Here is a 13,023-nt window from a genome sequence, read left to right as displayed (position 1 = left end):
GTCAGTCCTGCCCGTCCCCGCCCCCGTACCGCGGATCGACCGACTCCGGTGCGAGCCCGAGCAGTTCCGCGACCTGCTCCACGATGATCTCGTGCACGAACAGGGCCCGCTCGTCCCGGCTCTTGGTGCGGATCTCGACGGGGCGCCGGTAGACGACGATCCGGGCCGGGTGGGCGCTCGTCGCGGGGGTCACCCCGCCGAGCGGCACCGATTCGTCGGCCCAGGGGCCGGAATCGTCGCCGCCGGCCGCGGGCGGTACGTCGAGCACCAGGAAGTCGACTTCGGCGAGCTGCGGCCAGCGCCGTTCCAGCCGCTCCACGGAATCCTGCACGAGGTCGCCGAAAACGGCGGCCCGGCTGACCGAGAGGGGCACCTGGGGCGGCGCCACGGGCCCGCGCATGCCGCGGCCGTGGCGGTCGCGGCGGCGGGGCCCCGGGCCGGCGGGGCTGGGGGGTACGGGACTGTCCATCACTGACGCAGGGTAGCCCTCATCCGATCGGTCGGATCGCGGCGGAGGGACGGCACACGGCATGTCGCATATTGAGCATTCCAGCCAAGGTTGGGCTCGTTTTCACGCCGGTGCGCGACCGTCGATCGCGCGTCGCTTGACGGCATTTGCCCCGAGTGACGACCGGTCACGGCCGGGCCACGACCGCCTCGTCGCGGTCTCCGCGCAGGTCAGACCAGTGGCTCGGGAGGCCGTCGCGACACGGTGGAAGACGCGACACGGCGGAGTGACGTGAGGGAGAGTCGTCGCGGCCCGCTCAAGAGTGCGGTACCGTCCAACCTCGTGAGCCCTGTACGTCGCTGTTCGCGCACCGCGTGCGGCCGCCCTGCCGTCGCGACACTGACGTACGTCTACGCGGACTCGACCGCAGTCCTCGGCCCGCTCGCCACCTATGCCGAGCCCCACTGTTACGACCTGTGCGCCGAGCACTCGGATCGGCTGACCGCCCCACGCGGCTGGGAAGTTCTCCGGCTCGTCGACGGGTCGGCCGCCCCCTCGCGCCCCAGCGGCGACGATCTCGAAGCGTTGGCCAACGCCGTACGTGAGGCCGCCAGGCCGCACGAGCGCGCCGCGGACGCCCGCGGCGGGGCGCGCACCGCGGACCCGATGGAGGTCGCCCGCCGCGGCCATCTGCGGGTCCTGCGCTCCCCCGACTCCTGAGGCCCGTTTCTGACGCCACCTCCTGCGGGTAGCTTGGGGGGTCCTAACCGGACTTCAGGAGGGTTGGCCGTGGCTGCTGATCTGTCGCAGATCGTCAAGGCGTACGACGTGCGCGGAGTGGTCCCCGACCAGTGGGACGAGTCACTGGCCGAGCTGTTCGGAGCCGCCTTCGCGCAGGTGACCAATGCCGAGGCGATCGTCACCGGGCACGACATGCGGCCCTCGTCGCCGGGGCTCTCGCGGGCGTTCGCGCGCGGGGCGGCGGCGCGCGGGGTGGACGTGACGGAGATCGGGCTCTGCTCGACCGACCAGCTGTACTTCGCGTCCGGGCAATTCGGTCTGCCGGGCGCGATGTTCACGGCCTCGCACAACCCCGCGCAGTACAACGGCATCAAGATGTGCCGGGCGGGAGCGGCTCCGGTGGGCCAGGACACGGGTCTCGCGGAGATCCGCGCGCTGGTGGAGGAGTGGTCGGCGGACGCCCCCCGGACGCCCCCCGCCACCAGGACCGGAACCATCACCCGGCGTGACACGCTGACGGACTACGCGGCCCATCTCCTCTCCCTGGTCGACCTGGCCTCGATGCGCCCCCTGAAGGTCGTGGTCGACGCGGGCAACGGCATGGGCGGCCACACGGTCCCCACGGTCTTCGCCTCCCTGCCCCTCACGGTCGTCCCCCTCTACTTCGAGCTGGACGGCACGTTCCCGAACCACGAGGCCAACCCGCTCGACCCGAAGAACATCGTCGACCTCCAGGCGAAGGTCCGCGAGACCGGCGCCGACCTCGGCCTGGCCTTCGACGGCGACGCGGACCGCTGCTTCGTCGTCGACGAGCGCGGCGAGGGCATCTCCCCGTCCGCGATCACGGCGCTGGTCGCCGCGCGCGAACTGGCGCGCAACGGCGGCAAGGGCACGGTCATCCACAACCTGATCACGTCGTGGTCCGTCCCGGAGGTCGTCAAGGAGAACGGCGGCACCCCGGTCCGTACCCGTGTCGGACACTCCTTCATCAAGGAGGAGATGGCCCGCACCGGCGCGATCTTCGGCGGCGAGCACTCGGCGCACTACTACTTCCGGGACTTCTGGAACGCGGACACCGGCATGCTGGCCGCCCTCCACGTCCTGGCGGCCCTCGGCGGCCAGGAGGGCACCCTGTCCGGCCTGGTCGCGCAGTACGACCGCTACGCGAGCTCCGGCGAGATCAACTCGACGGTGGACGACCAGGCGGGCCGGCTGGCGGCGGTCAAGACGGCGTACACCGGCCGCGACGGAATCACCATCGACGAACTCGACGGACTGACGGTCACCGCCGCCGACTGGTGGTTCAACCTCCGTCCCTCCAACACGGAGCCCCTGCTGCGCCTGAACGTGGAGGCGAGGGACGAGCCCACCATGGCGAAGACCCGGGACGACGCCCTGGCGCTGATCCGCGCCTAGCCTTCCGGCCCCGGCGCGCCCACCTCGATCCCGTCCGGCGATCGGGGGCAGAGGGGGCCCGGGGCCCGCCCCCGGGTTCGGGAAGGGGCGGGCAGGGGAGCGCCCCGTGCGGCGGCCCCGCCCGCCCCGCCCCGCCACCCGCGCCCCCTCTGCACCACCCGCCCGGTCGGCAGCGGGGAACGGAGGAACCGGGCAATGGAGGACCCGAGGGCCCGAGGAGCACCGCCACGTCCACGCCGACCGCCTCGCCGGACCGCGCCGCCCCCGCCCCGGCGGTAGGCTGACCTGGCCCGATCCATAGCCGTATCCGCATGTTCGAAGGGACCCGCCCCATGCCGCTCGAAGCCGGCCTTCTGGAGATCCTCGCCTGCCCCGCCTGCCGCGCGCCCCTCGACGACGCGTCCGCCGCGGACACCCCCGAGCTGATCTGCACCAGCGAGGACTGCGGCCTGGCCTACCCGGTACGGGACGGCATCCCGGTCCTTCTCGTCGACGAGGCCCGCCGCCCCGCCTGATCCCCGCCCCGCCTGACGCCCCACCCACCACCTCGCGCAGGGCCACACGCCACGCGCCCGGCGATCGGAGGCCCGCACCATGCTCGACGAGTCGTTGCTGGACGACCCGGAGTCCCTGGCCCGTGCCGATCACCGCGGCCTGCTCCGCGGCGCCGCGGAGGCGGGCGCACGCGTACGCACCGCCGCACGGCACGCCACCGAGGCCGGCCTCGCGGAGATCAAGTCGGAGGGCCGCCCCCGCGCCGTACTGATCGCGGGCCCCGGCACCGCCGCGAACGGCGTGGCCGACCTGCTGGCCACCTTCGCCGGCGCCTCCTGCCCGGTCGCCCGGCTGCACTCCACCGGAGTCGCCCCCGCCGCCGGCGCCCTGCGCTGGGCGCTCCCGGGCTGGGCGGGCTCCGTCGACCTTCTCCTCCTCGTCACCCCGGACGGCGCCGAGCCCGGCCTCGCGCTCCTCGCCGAGCAGGCGTACCGCCGCGGCTGCACGGTCGTCGCCGTGGCCCCGCAGCGTTCCCCGCTGAGCGAGTCCGTCGGCGGCGTACACGGCATGGTCGTACCGATGGCGACGGCGCCCTACGAGGAGTACGACGAGGGCGACGCCACCGGCCCCGGCGCGCTCTGGGCACTCCTCACGCCCCTCCTCGTCCTCTTCGACCGCCTCGGCCTGGTCACCGCGCCCCCGGACACCCTCCGGCTCGTGGCCGACCGTCTCGACCGCACCGCGGAACGCTGCGGCCCGGCCGTCGCGATGTACGGCAACCCGGCCAAGACACTCGCGTCCGAGCTCGCCGACTCGCTGCCGCTCATCTGGACGGAGGGCGCGTGCGCCGGCCCCGTGGGCCGCCGGTTCTCCGCCGTGCTCGCCGAGCTGGCCGGCCGCCCCGCCCTCGCCGCCGAGCTTCCGGAGGCCCTGCCGACCCACGGCGTACTGCTCGCCGGGACCTTCGCCGCGGGCGCCGACCCCGAGGACTTCTTCCGCGACCGCGTCGACGAAGCGCAGGCGCTGCACGCACGCGTGGTGCTCCTCCGGGACCGCCCGACCGGTGGAATGTCCGCGGCCCCGGCCGCCCGCGAGCTCGCGCTCAGCCACGACACGGCCATCAGCGAGATCGAACCGGAGGAGGGCGGCGAGCTGGAGAACCTCGCCGAACTGCTCGCCATCACGGATTTCGCCGCCGTTTACCTGGCGCTCGCTTCCGCAGGGCGATCATGAGGACCAGCACCTGACCGACGCCACCTGCCACCTCCCCCGAGGCCGGCCGGTACCAGAGCCACCACACCAGGGAACGCCCCATGGACCGCCTCTCGAACACCGTGCGCCCCTACGCCTGGGGCTCCACGACAGCCATCCCGGACCTGCTCGGCACCGCCCCCACCGGCGAGCCCCAGGCCGAGATGTGGATGGGCGCCCACCCCGGAGCACCCTCCCTCGTCGACCGCGGCACGGGCGAACAGCCCCTCTCGGCGGTCATCGAAGCCGCCCCCGAAGCCGAACTGGGCGAGGCCGCGGTGCGGAAGTTCGGCCCCCGCCTCCCCTTCCTCCTCAAGATCCTCGCGGCCGGCGCCCCCCTCTCCCTCCAGGTCCACCCGGACCTGGCCCGGGCCAGGGAGGGCTACGCCGCCGAGGAGGCCCGGGGCGTCCCCCTCGACGCCCCGCACCGCACCTACAAGGACGCCAACCACAAGCCCGAGCTGATCTGCGCCCTCACCCCCTTCGAGGGCCTCTGCGGCTTCCGCGCCCCCGCCGAGTCGGCCGACACGCTCGCCGCGCTCGAAGTCGACTCCCTCAAGCCGTACGTCGACCTCCTCCACGCCCACCCCGAGGAGGCCGCGCTCCGCGAGGTCCTCACCGCCGTACTGACCGCGGACCGCACCGAGACGGCCGCGACCGTCACGGCGGCCGCGGCCGCCGCCGAGCGCCTGGGCGGCGCGTACGCCCCGTACGCCGGTCTCGCGCACCACTACCCCGGCGACCCGGGCGTCATCGCCGCCATGCTGCTCAACCACGTACGGCTGCAGCCCGGTGAGGCCCTCTTCCTCGGCGCCGGCGTCCCGCACGCGTACCTCAGCGGCCTCGGCGTCGAGATCATGGCGAACTCGGACAACGTCCTGCGCTGCGGCCTGACCCCCAAGCACGTGGACGTCCCCGAACTCCTGCGCATCGTCCGCTTCGAGGCCGGCGACCCCGGCATCCTGCGCCCCGAGGCGTCGTCCCCCGACGGCGAGGAGCTGTACGACACCCCGATCGACGAGTTCCGCCTCTCGCGCCACGTCCTGGCGCCGGGCGCCGCCCCCCGCACCCTCCCGTCCGCCACCCCGCAGATCCTGCTCTGCACGGCCGGCCGGGTCAGCGCCGGCGCACTCACCCTCGCACCGGGAGAGTCGGCCTTCGTACCCGCAGGAGAATCGGCCCGATTGTCCGGTACGGGCACCCTCTTCCGTGCCACAGTCGTCGCCTGACGTACCGTCCGCGCAGGCTTCCGCGGCAAGCTGCAACAATGACCGGCCGTACGGCGGCGCCAGGGCCGCGGAACCTAGGAAGGGACATCCGGCACCCATGAGTGCGTCAGGCGGAACCAAGGCGATCGTGGCGGCACTCGTCGCCAACCTCGCGATCGCAGTAGCCAAGTTTGTGGCGTTCCTCTTCAGTGGCTCGTCCTCGATGCTCGCGGAGAGCGTGCACTCGCTCGCCGACTCGGGCAACCAGGGCCTGCTGCTGCTCGGCGGAAAGAAAGCCAAGCGCGAGGCGACCCCCCAGCACCCCTTCGGCTACGGACGCGAGCGTTACATCTACGCCTTCCTGGTCTCCATCGTGCTGTTCTCCGTCGGTGGCATGTTCGCCATCTACGAGGGCTACGAGAAGATCAAGCACCCACACGAGATCGAGGCCTGGTACTGGCCGGTCGGAGTCCTCGTCTTCGCGATCATCGCGGAGTCCTTCTCCTTCCGTACGGCCATCAAGGAGTCGAACCAGACGCGCGGCAACCTGTCCTGGAAGGACTTCATCCGCCGCGCCAAGGCCCCCGAGCTGCCGGTCGTCCTCCTGGAGGACCTCGGCGCGCTGGTCGGCCTGATCCTGGCGCTCGTCGGCGTCAGCCTGGCCATCGTCACGGGCGAGGGCGTCTGGGACGGCATCGGCACCCTCTGCATCGGCATCCTGCTGATCATCATCGCGATCGTCCTGGCGGCCGAGACCAAGTCCCTCCTCCTCGGCGAGGCGGCAGGCACGGAGGACGTGGAGAAGATCAAGACCGCTCTCGTCGACGGTGAGACGGTCACCCGCGTCATCCACATGCGTACGCTCCACCTCGGCCCCGAGGAACTGCTGGTCGCCGCCAAGATCGCGGTCCAGCACGACGACACGGCCGCCGAGATCGCCCACGCGATCAACACGGCGGAGGACCGCATCCGCGCGGCGGTCCCGATCGCCCGCGTGATCTACCTGGAGCCGGACATCTACAGCGAGACGGCGGCAGCGGCGGGCGAGAACCCGGCGAGCACACCGGGCGGCCCGGCCGGTCACTGACCTCCGTACGCCTTCCACTCCTCGTACGCCTCTGCGCCTCACGAGGAAGGCCCCCGCCGTCCACCGGCGGGGGCCTTCTCGCTGCCTGCGTCAGGGGCGGCGGGGACCGGTGCGGCGGCGCGACGGCCGCCGCACTCCGCCGTACGGCCGGCGCGGCCACGCCCAGCCCGGCCCCGGCCGAGAACGGCACGACGCCGACCGTGCCGGACTGCTCGTCGGGGAAGAACCGCGAATCCCACGGGTCCCCCGGTCGCCCCCGGGTACGAACATCCGCCCCCCGGGCACCGTGACGTCGAACTCCATTCCCCCGGCCGGCATCGCCGTCCTTGACGTACGGCTCGTCGAGCGGCCGGCCGTCCGGCGTCGACACGCCGTCCCGGCCGCCGGCACCCTCTTCCCGGTGAACCGGCTGCGGTCGACGTTCCTGCCGGCCGCGATGATGACGCCGTCAGCCTCTCCGACACCGTTGTCGGACAGGGTGTTCCCGGCCCCGATGGAACCTTGCGTCTCCACCTCCAGGTCGGCGCCGAGCCCCTCGGCGGCCTGCGTCAGCTTCTCCGCCGCCGTGTACGTGTGGGCGATCCCGGTGGGGCAGGCGCTGACCGCGAGCAGCTTCGGCTTCTTCTGCCCGCTCATGTCTCCACCTCCTGGGGAGCCGGCCGGACTCGTCACGTGAATCTCCCTGTCGGGCGCGGGCCCCCGACGAACAGGCATCGCGCAACACGGGAACACCCGGGTCAGAAGACCGAGGAGCCCAGTACCGGCCGATCTTCCTCCCCGCCTCCCGCCCGCAGCCCTGACCAGGGCGGCTGGGGTTCACTGGGCCGATCGGTGTAGATTCGTGACCTAACCAGACGTCGCTGCTGATGGCGGTCGGGCGGTCCCGTGGACCGGCCGAGGGAGAGAGGGCCTCCGACGGACTGCGCTGCGAGCGCCCGGGCACTCGTGTGCCCGCCGCCGCAGAGTCAGCCGTACCCACCTCGACCCACAGCCACGAGGAGCAGCCCGCATGACGACTGTCGCAACCGGCCAGGACTTCAAGGTCGCCGACCTCTCCCTCGCCGCCTTCGGCCGCAAGGAGATCACTCTCGCCGAGCACGAGATGCCCGGCCTGATGTCCATCCGCGAGGAGTACGCCGCCGCCCAGCCGCTCGCCGGCGCCCGCATCACCGGCTCCCTGCACATGACCGTGCAGACCGCCGTCCTCATCGAGACGCTGGTCGCCCTCGGCGCCGACGTCCGCTGGGCCTCCTGCAACATCTTCTCCACCCAGGACCACGCCGCCGCCGCCATCGCGGTCGGGCCGAACGGCACCCCGGACGCCCCCGCCGGCGTCCCGGTCTTCGCCTGGAAGGGCGAGACCCTGGAGGAGTACTGGTGGTGCACGGAGCAGGCTCTGACCTGGCCGAACACGCCCACCGGCGGCCCGAACATGATCCTCGACGACGGCGGTGACGCCACTCTCCTCGTCCACAAGGGCGTCGAGTTCGAGAAGGCCGGCGCCGCTCCGGACCCCTCCACTGCGGACAGCGAGGAGTACGCCTACATCCTCACGCTTCTCAACCGGACCCTCGGTGAGAACCCGCAGAAGTGGACCCAGCTGTCCTCGGAGATCCGCGGTGTCACCGAGGAGACCACCACCGGTGTCCACCGCCTGTACGAGATGCACCGCGACGGCACCCTCCTCTTCCCGGCGATCAACGTGAACGACGCCGTGACGAAGTCGAAGTTCGACAACAAGTACGGCTGCCGCCACTCCCTGATCGACGGCATCAACCGTGCCACCGACGTCCTGATCGGCGGCAAGGTCGCCGTCGTCTGCGGCTACGGCGACGTGGGCAAGGGCTGCGCCGAGTCCCTGCGCGGCCAGGGCGCCCGCGTGATCATCACCGAGATCGACCCGATCTGCGCGCTCCAGGCGGCCATGGACGGCTACCAGGTCACGACGCTCGACGAGGTCGTCTCCATCGCCGACATCTTCGTCACCACGACCGGCAACAAGGACATCATCATGGCCGCGGACATGGCCAAGATGAAGCACCAGGCGATCGTCGGCAACATCGGTCACTTCGACAACGAGATCGACATGGCCGGCCTCGCCGCCATCCCCGGCATCGTCAAGGACGAGGTCAAGCCGCAGGTCCACACCTGGACGTTCCCCGACGGCAAGGTCATCATCGTCCTGTCCGAGGGCCGCCTGCTGAACCTGGGCAACGCGACCGGCCACCCCTCGTTCGTGATGTCCAACTCCTTCGCGGACCAGACCCTGGCCCAGATCGAGCTGTTCACCAAGCCCGAGGAGTACCCGACCGACGTCTACGTGCTGCCCAAGCACCTCGACGAGAAGGTCGCCCGCCTCCACCTCGACGCCCTCGGCGTCAAGCTCACGACCCTCCGCCCCGAGCAGGCCGCCTACATCGGCGTCCCGGTCGAGGGCCCGTTCAAGTCCGACCACTACCGCTACTGAGCCATACGCCCAGCACTCACCAGCAGTAGCTGTCAGGCAGGCCCCCCGCACCCCCGTGCCGGGGGGCCTGCCCCGTGTCGGACCCGAAGAACCGGACAGACCCATGCCCCGAGGCCGATACTCACTCCACGATCCCCACGACCGCACCCCCCTCGGCGAAGAACACTTCCACTGCGCGCCCGGCCCCTCCGGCTGGCGTTACGTCTCCCAGATCACCACCCCCTCCGGCGATCACGCCGGCTCCGTCGACCTGGCCGTCGACGAACTCGGCCGCCCCATCCGCCTCGAACTGCACGCCGCGAGCTGGCAGATCCGCGGCGCGGCCATCGACGGCGTCACCTGGGTCCGTACCGACCCGACCGGCACTCACGCCACCGAAGGCAACGTCCCCGCCCACGCCTTCACCGGCACTTCCCCCGCTTTTCTCATCGCCACCACCCGTCTCCTGCGCCTCACCCCCGGTTCCCCCGCCACCCGCGTCCGCCTCGTCGCCTTCACCGACCCGGTCCTGGCCCCCCGTACGACCGACCAGTCCTGGGCCTTGCTGAGGAGTGAAGCGCATGCCACTGACAACGGCCCCCTGATGGTGGACGAATACCAGGTCAACGCACTGGAGACCGGCGAGCAGCACCAGATCCACATCGCGGGCGACGTGGTCCTCTCCGCCCCCGGCATCGAGCTGGAGCACCTGGAAACCCCACCTTCGGCCTTCCCCTGACAACCAGCACCCTGTGGATCCGGGGGCAGGGCGGCCCGGCTTCGGCAGGTCCTCCCCGCCACCAGGCCTCGCCGCGCGAACGCCCTGGACTTCTCCCTGACTCCTCCCGGGCAGTGGGGGGCACCTCTCACATCCGGCCCGACCGTCAAAGGTCACCTCAAGACGGGACGAAGCCCGTCGGCCGGGACGGGACGAGCAGCACGCATCACCTGATCACCGATGCCACCGGCATCCCGCTCGCCGCCACGCCGACGGCAACCGCAACGACGTCACCCGGCACCCAGCGCTGGGCCACCGAGCGCGCCTTCGCCCCTCTCCTGATGCCGTCGCCTCCGGACCCGCCGGGAGATCCGCGACGACATCCACGAAGCCTTCCTGCGGCTCGCGTACTCGCTGACCTGCCCGCTCCGCCTGTCCAACCGGCCCGGTGAGCCCTCGCCTCCCCGCAACAGCCACTCCCCGACCGCCGGGACGCAGTCCAGAAGCCGGCTGACCCGCATGCCTTCTTCGCGCGAGGTCACCCTCGGCAGCGGGGCGAAGGCATCGGGAAGCATGTCCAGCAGGCTCATCACGCGCTCTCCCGTACACAGCGTGAACAGCAGCTCGCACCGCAGCCGACGCGGAACACCCGGACGGTGGGACAGGCTGTTCCACCGCGCAGACCACAGGCAGTGGCTTCCCTCGTACGCCCCATCGGCCCTCATCCACGCCGGGTCCGCCCGCTCCTCCAGCCCGGGCAGCAAGGCCGTATCGACGACCTCCACCTCACCGAGGCAGCGGCTGATCCGAGCGCATCGCCTCAGAAGTTCTAACCGGGCGGCGCGAACCCCGTACCGGCACCGGCACCGGCACCGGACGACGGCACCTCCACCCGCCCCGCCCCAGCACCCTTGTGTCCGGCATCCGGCGCAGCCACCCGCACAGCATCCACATCCACCACCGCACTCGCCCCGCCCCCCGGCGCGACCCCACCGGAGGCACCCGCCCCCATCAGCACCCGCCGCGCGTCCCGAACCTGCCGCTCGTTCATCACGGCCGCGAGGTAAGCGGCCGCCGGCACCTCCCGCGGCGCCGGCGCCCCCGTACGCACCGCGAGGTCCCCGGCCAACCGCTCAGCCATGGACGCGCTCACCTGGGGATCCAACTGCCCCATCCGCGTCAGGTACTGCCGTACCGCAAGCCACAACCCGTCCGGCACGCCGGACAGATCCAGCCCGGCGAACCGCCCCACGAGCCACGGCGGCGGAGGCGGCACCACGCCCACCCGCCCCGCGGACACCCGCTCCCGTACGACGAGAGTCCCGGCGAAGACATCCCCGACCCGCCGCCCCCGCTCGGACACGAGCGAAGCAATGCACGCGACAACCCCAAAGGTCATCAGGATCTCCACGACCCCCACCGCCCCCCGAACCAGGGCATGCCGGAACCGGATCGGCCCCCCGTCGTCCCGCACCACCCGCAGCCCGCAGGCCATCTTCCCCAGCGACCGCCCATGGGTGAGCGTCTCCACCGCTATCGGGGCCCCGACCAGCACCAACAGAAAAGACGCCACCGAGATTGCCATACCGGCCGCCTCGTCGAGCGAGGCAGTGGCTATCACCAGTCCCACCGACACACTCAGGTAAACCGTCCACACCACTGCCATGTCGATCGCCAGAGCAAGCGCCCGGCTCGGCAGTCTCGCCGGCCGCAACCCCAGTACAACCGCGTCACCCGTAACAAGCTCACTCACCGGAAACCCACCCTCCGCCACCCACGGCCGCCGCCCTTCCCTGCCCCTCGCATCTCCAGTCTGCCAAGCTGGCCCGCAGCGCGCGCCGCGCAGTACGGACCGTACGGACCCAGGGCCTGGAGCAGCAGCCGATCATGGACCTCGACGTCTTTGTCACCGCCCACCACGCAGAGTGGGACCGACTGGACCACCTCCTGCGCCGCGGCCGCCGCCTGACCGGCGCCGAGGCCGACGAACTGGTCGCCCTCTACCAGCACACGGCCACCCACCTCTCACTGATCCAGTCCAGCGCCCCCGACCCCGCCCTCACCGCGCGCCTCACCCAGCTCGTGGCCCGCGCCCGTGCCACCGTGACCGGCACCCGCCGCGCGTCCTGGCGCGACGCGACCCGCTTCCTGACCGCCGGATTCCCCGCCGCCATCTACCGCACCCGCCACTGGTGGGTCCCCGCAGCCGTGCTCTCCATCGCCGTGGCCGCCGTGATCGGCTGGTGGATCAGCACGCACCCCGAGGTCCAGTCGGCCATCGCGGCCCCCGCGGAACTCCGCGACATGACCCGCCCCGGTGGCCAGTACGAGACGTACTACTCCAGCAACCCGGCAGCCTCCTTCGCCGCCCAGGTCTGGACGAACAACGCCCAGGCAGCAGCCATGTGCCTGGTCCTGGGCGCCTTCCTCTGCTTCCCGGTGCTCTGGATCCTCTTCCTCAACATGCTGAACCTCGGTGTCGGCATCGGTCTGATGTCCTCGGCCGGCCGTCTCGATGTCTTCCTGGGCCTGGTCGTCCCGCACGGCCTGCTCGAACTCACCGCAGTCTTCGTAGCCGCCGGTACCGGCCTGCGCCTCGGCTGGACCCTGATCGACCCGGGCCCCCGCCCCCGCCGCACGGCCCTGGCCCAAGAAGGCCGCGCCGCCCTGGGCATGGCCCTCGGCCTGGCCCTGGTCCTCTTCGTCTCCGGCCTGATCGAAGGTTTCGTCACGCCGTCGGGCATGCCCACCTGGGCCCGCATCGCCATCGGCATCGCCGCCGAGCTGGCATTCCTCGCGTACGTCTACATCCTGGGCGGCCGAGCAGCCCGAGCAGGAGACCAGGGGGACGTCGACCCGGCCGACCGCAGCGCGGAGCTCCCGACCGCCGCGTGATGTGCGGACGACCTGCCTGACCTGCTAGTGTCCTGTCTGCCCCGCAAGGACTGTTGACACAGTCGGTGTGGGGAGGTAGATTCAAACAGTTGCAACGAGTTGGACATACTCACTGGCAACGGTTAACGTCTATACGACTCCTCAGGGAATTAAATCCCGAAGAGTCCTTCGATTCTTATCCGAATCACGAAGCCGATTAGCTCGGTAGAAATGCTTCTGATAAAGTCGGAATCGCCGGAAAGGGAAACGCGGAAGCGGGGAACTGGAAGGCGACCGGGGAAGTCGGACACGAAAGTGTCTGATAGAGTCGGGAACACG

Annotated in this window: 12 protein-coding genes and 1 pseudogene; 10 read left to right on the top strand and 3 right to left on the bottom strand. The window is 71.5% G+C overall.

Going from position 1 to position 13,023, the window contains the following annotated elements; translation table 11 throughout:
* Position 1 precedes the first annotated feature (1 nt).
* Positions 2-469 carry a metallopeptidase family protein gene (locus ABD374_RS18505; protein ID WP_344496575.1) on the bottom strand — a complete coding sequence of 156 codons (468 nt, stop codon included), beginning with the start codon at positions 467-469 and terminating at the stop codon, positions 2-4.
* Between the two features lie 321 nt (positions 470-790).
* Here ABD374_RS18505 and ABD374_RS18500 point away from each other — a divergent pair, with 321 nt between their 5' ends.
* From ABD374_RS18500 to ABD374_RS18475, 6 genes are all read left to right on the top strand, one after another.
* Positions 791-1,168: a DUF3499 domain-containing protein gene (locus ABD374_RS18500; RefSeq protein ID WP_344496573.1), complete on the top strand. Its 378-nt coding sequence runs from the start codon at positions 791-793 to the stop codon at positions 1,166-1,168.
* Between the two features lie 69 nt (positions 1,169-1,237).
* Positions 1,238-2,605: a phosphomannomutase/phosphoglucomutase gene (locus tag ABD374_RS18495; protein ID WP_344496571.1), complete on the top strand. Its 1,368-nt coding sequence runs from the start codon at positions 1,238-1,240 to the stop codon at positions 2,603-2,605.
* 332 nt (positions 2,606-2,937) lie between these two features.
* Positions 2,938-3,120 (top strand): Trm112 family protein, encoded by a 183-nt coding sequence (locus tag ABD374_RS18490; protein WP_344496569.1) that lies wholly within the window; start codon positions 2,938-2,940, stop codon positions 3,118-3,120.
* A 79-nt stretch (positions 3,121-3,199) separates the two neighbouring features.
* The gene (locus tag ABD374_RS18485) at positions 3,200-4,333 is read left to right on the top strand and encodes an SIS domain-containing protein (RefSeq protein ID WP_344496567.1); all 1,134 of its coding nucleotides are present in this window, start codon (positions 3,200-3,202) and stop codon (positions 4,331-4,333) included.
* Positions 4,334-4,413: 80 nt separating this feature from the next.
* Positions 4,414-5,580 carry a mannose-6-phosphate isomerase, class I gene (manA, locus tag ABD374_RS18480; RefSeq protein ID WP_344496565.1) on the top strand — a complete coding sequence of 389 codons (1,167 nt, stop codon included), beginning with the start codon at positions 4,414-4,416 and terminating at the stop codon, positions 5,578-5,580.
* Positions 5,581-5,677: 97 nt separating this feature from the next.
* Positions 5,678-6,646 (top strand): cation diffusion facilitator family transporter, encoded by a 969-nt coding sequence (locus tag ABD374_RS18475; protein WP_344496563.1) that lies wholly within the window; start codon positions 5,678-5,680, stop codon positions 6,644-6,646.
* Positions 6,647-6,736: 90 nt separating this feature from the next.
* Here ABD374_RS18475 and ABD374_RS34675 read toward each other — a convergent pair whose 3' ends face one another.
* Positions 6,737-7,282, bottom strand: coding sequence for a PTS fructose transporter subunit IIB (locus ABD374_RS34675; RefSeq protein WP_425577265.1), 546 nt, complete (start codon positions 7,280-7,282; stop codon positions 6,737-6,739).
* 373 nt (positions 7,283-7,655) lie between these two features.
* Here ABD374_RS34675 and ahcY point away from each other — a divergent pair, with 373 nt between their 5' ends.
* The 3 genes and pseudogenes from ahcY to ABD374_RS34670 all read left to right on the top strand — a co-directional run.
* The gene (gene ahcY, locus ABD374_RS18465) at positions 7,656-9,113 is read left to right on the top strand and encodes an adenosylhomocysteinase (protein WP_344496561.1); all 1,458 of its coding nucleotides are present in this window, start codon (positions 7,656-7,658) and stop codon (positions 9,111-9,113) included.
* Between the two features lie 103 nt (positions 9,114-9,216).
* Positions 9,217-9,831 carry a hypothetical protein gene (locus ABD374_RS18460; protein ID WP_344496559.1) on the top strand — a complete coding sequence of 205 codons (615 nt, stop codon included), beginning with the start codon at positions 9,217-9,219 and terminating at the stop codon, positions 9,829-9,831.
* Positions 9,832-10,106: 275 nt separating this feature from the next.
* Positions 10,107-10,227, top strand: a pseudogene (locus ABD374_RS34670) (IS5/IS1182 family transposase); the annotation flags it as partial.
* 412 nt (positions 10,228-10,639) lie between these two features.
* Here ABD374_RS34670 and ABD374_RS18455 read toward each other — a convergent pair.
* The gene (locus ABD374_RS18455; protein ID WP_344496557.1) at positions 10,640-11,563 is read right to left on the bottom strand and encodes an RDD family protein; all 924 of its coding nucleotides are present in this window, start codon (positions 11,561-11,563) and stop codon (positions 10,640-10,642) included.
* A 134-nt stretch (positions 11,564-11,697) separates the two neighbouring features.
* On the opposite strand from ABD374_RS18455, the gene ABD374_RS18450 reads away from it, so the two are divergent.
* Positions 11,698-12,705, top strand: a complete 1,008-nt coding sequence (locus ABD374_RS18450) for a stage II sporulation protein M (RefSeq protein WP_344496555.1) — start codon at positions 11,698-11,700, stop codon at positions 12,703-12,705.
* The last annotated feature ends 318 nt before the right edge of the window (positions 12,706-13,023 follow it).

The organism is Streptomyces enissocaesilis (assembly GCF_039533765.1).
Lineage (GTDB): Bacteria > Actinomycetota > Actinomycetes > Streptomycetales > Streptomycetaceae > Streptomyces > Streptomyces enissocaesilis.
This window is presented reverse-complemented; position numbering and strand designations above follow the sequence as displayed.

Excerpts from the sequence above, each read along its gene's own strand:
- ABD374_RS18505 (WP_344496575.1), bottom strand. The coding sequence starts at position 469 with ATGGACAGTCCCGTACCCCCCAGCCCCGCCGGCCCGGGGCCCCGCCGC.
- ABD374_RS18475 (WP_344496563.1), top strand. The coding sequence starts at position 5,678 with ATGAGTGCGTCAGGCGGAACCAAGGCGATCGTGGCGGCACTCGTCGCC.
- ABD374_RS18450 (WP_344496555.1), top strand. The coding sequence starts at position 11,698 with ATGGACCTCGACGTCTTTGTCACCGCCCACCACGCAGAGTGGGACCGA.
- ABD374_RS34675 (WP_425577265.1), bottom strand. The coding sequence starts at position 7,282 with ATGAGCGGGCAGAAGAAGCCGAAGCTGCTCGCGGTCAGCGCCTGCCCC.
- ABD374_RS18485 (WP_344496567.1), top strand. The coding sequence starts at position 3,200 with ATGCTCGACGAGTCGTTGCTGGACGACCCGGAGTCCCTGGCCCGTGCC.
- ABD374_RS18460 (WP_344496559.1), top strand. The coding sequence starts at position 9,217 with ATGCCCCGAGGCCGATACTCACTCCACGATCCCCACGACCGCACCCCC.
- ahcY (WP_344496561.1), top strand. The coding sequence starts at position 7,656 with ATGACGACTGTCGCAACCGGCCAGGACTTCAAGGTCGCCGACCTCTCC.
- ABD374_RS18490 (WP_344496569.1), top strand. The coding sequence starts at position 2,938 with ATGCCGCTCGAAGCCGGCCTTCTGGAGATCCTCGCCTGCCCCGCCTGC.
- manA (WP_344496565.1), top strand. The coding sequence starts at position 4,414 with ATGGACCGCCTCTCGAACACCGTGCGCCCCTACGCCTGGGGCTCCACG.